This is a genomic window from Variovorax sp. 01T432 (assembly GCF_056398605.1).
Map to the genome: position 1 here is coordinate 1 of NZ_JBFTPS010000121.1, position 2,276 is coordinate 2,276.

Here is a 2,276-nt window from a genome sequence, read left to right on the forward strand (position 1 = left end):
GGCCTTGAACTCGTCGCTATGCAGCCGGCGTCGCCGCCGATCGCCGGAAGCCTGAGGAGAGATAGTGTGCACGTGTCCACCAAGAGTTAGTGGATACGAGCATCCTTTGCTCCTACCGCGAATTCAAGATGGGATCGCCGGACGCTTACGTTGATCGTGACCTGGTGACCATGGTGTTCAAAGCTCGTGTCCGCCATGTGGTGCCTCCGGCAGTSGGGTCCGCAGTGTGAAGGAATGCCGCTTCAGCGACGGCGGAGGGTSCGCTCTGGCCGTGTGATCTCGCGCCTCTCGCCCGCTGCAGGGGGCAGCGCGGAAGAATTCTTGCCGCCCGTCGTCACTGCGCCATTGCTTGGCTAGCAGCGGGGTCAGAGCCTCGGCTTCACAAAGCCGGCCGCGTTCTCGTCAGCGCCTGGCTCGCCTTCGTCAGAGTGCGGATTGGCTGGCGCGTCGTCGGTGGGAAATTCTGGTTCTACGGGAAGCTGTGCGGGATCATCCAGCGGTGGTTTGGGGTTGGTCATGTCGGCTTGCTCCTTTACCTATGTGTAGTCCAAAGAGCGCACAAATGCTGTAGGAGACACGCGATGCCGGTGCGCATGGCGCGGTTCGACGTCACGCACAATCGCACGGGTATCAGGACCGAAGCAGTCGAAAGCGTCCGCCGGACCGGCGCCTTCCGGCTTTCGTGCCCACGGCAATGGCGCAGTGGCCAGGCGTTCTACCGGCGAGCAGCTCGCGCGAGCACCGCTTCGGCGATTTCCGCCTCTGGGGAATCGCCCGCGGCGGCTGATTGCTGAAGCCGCATCTCCACCACGTCCAGGCGGAGACATTCAAGCTTGGTGATCAAGCGACGCATCGCCACGATTGCTCTGCGAGCCCCTTCGGCGGGCATGTTGTCGCTGTTCATGGGTGTTATTTTCGGACAGATTCAGGCGCCAGCGATCGTCTCGATCAGCACCGCTTGCATCACAAAACGGTGATTCGCCGAGCGGCGTGCCTCATCGATCGGTGTGGTTGGCCCACGCAGGGACCAGTGGGGCGGGTGCGTGGCATCGACGAGGAAAGCTGATTCATTCGGCGCTGCGCGAGCGTGATCTTCCGCGCGAAAGATGAAGCCCATTTCCCTGGCTGCTGCTTCGAAAGCGCAGCCGCGCCTCGTCTCCGCGTCGCCGAAAAAGAGGACGGTTGATTCGGGCGCTGACGGATGCTGGTAGTCGCAAAGCGTCATCAAGTCGGCCATCACCCTCGCAGGATGATCGTCTTCACCCAAGCCAGCGTAAACGGGTACGCCCGATTCGAGTTCGATCAAGCGCGCTCTGGACGGTGTCAGCGCTCCGCAATCGATGGCGTCGTACATGCGTCCGAGAAGCCGGGCCATTGATGCCAAGTCGCGCCGCATCGATGCTTCCGTCTCGACGAAGCGGAGTTCGGAAACCCGAGCATCCAGCTCTTGCGCGGCGCGTTTGAGGTCCGAAGTTTCCTGACCAGTGACCGTCATCAGCAATGCCAGATTCTTGCCGCTCAGCACCTTACCTAGTGCCCTTACGTGCGCAACTGCCCTTAGGCGACGAGCTGCTTCTATGATCGTGAAGATCGTTCCGGCGGCCAACGGCTGATCTGGCGACGAATACCATGGGCGAGGGAAAGAATCGGAATTCATACGAGTGACGGTAAGCGCAGCGCTGGGGCTGGCCTTGATTTGGAACAATAAGGAGTCGCGTCTATCCAGGATTTCTTGCCTCCGAACGCTCTGCGAGCGCGGCGATGCCGACCAGCAGTCATCTGTCGCATCGCTTGTCGCGCGTGATGCTCTTGTACGTTGGCGGTCGCAGCGCCCACCGGGCAACGATCCGCTGCGGCAGGACCACGTTTCTTCCACGAACTTGTCCACTTGGCGCCGAGCGAAGAATTCGCCGAGCTTCGCGCGTGGCAGCATCTTGCGCTTGATCTCTACCGTTTCAGCCTCGAGCCAACGCAGTCGCATGACGCTCTTTGCAATGTCGACACCGTAAGTCGTAGCATCCATGGTGAGGCCTCCGTCTCAAGTGGGTTGATAGAGCCTTCAACTTCGGCACTCGATGCCGTTTAACGCGAGGCCGCCTTGAGCGGCACCTGCGCAGCGGCGCCGGGGCTAGTGTAGTGTTGCATTCTGTTTGGAACTTAAGCGGCTATTGGCGCGAATGACCTTTTGCAGGATGTCGCGCGCGCTCTTGGTCCAGATGAATGGCTTGGGTTCTTTGTTGTGATGAGCGACGTACTCGTCAATGGCAGTGACCAGT

The 2,276-nt window shown here is 60.6% G+C and carries 3 protein-coding genes; all 3 read right to left on the minus strand.

Annotated features, from left to right (window positions below; translation table 11 throughout):
- Positions 1–365: 365 nt before the first annotated feature.
- The gene (locus AC1DNF_RS35475) at positions 366–518 is read right to left on the minus strand and encodes a hypothetical protein (protein ID WP_478153593.1); all 153 of its coding nucleotides are present in this window, start codon (positions 516–518) and stop codon (positions 366–368) included.
- Between the two features lie 197 nt (positions 519–715).
- Positions 716–904, minus strand: coding sequence for a hypothetical protein (locus AC1DNF_RS35480; protein WP_478153595.1), 189 nt, complete (start codon positions 902–904; stop codon positions 716–718).
- A 21-nt stretch (positions 905–925) separates the two neighbouring features.
- Positions 926–2,023: a Rossmann-fold NAD(P)-binding domain-containing protein gene (locus AC1DNF_RS35485; protein ID WP_478153596.1), complete on the minus strand. Its 1,098-nt coding sequence runs from the start codon at positions 2,021–2,023 to the stop codon at positions 926–928.
- Between the last annotated feature and the right edge of the window lie 253 nt (positions 2,024–2,276).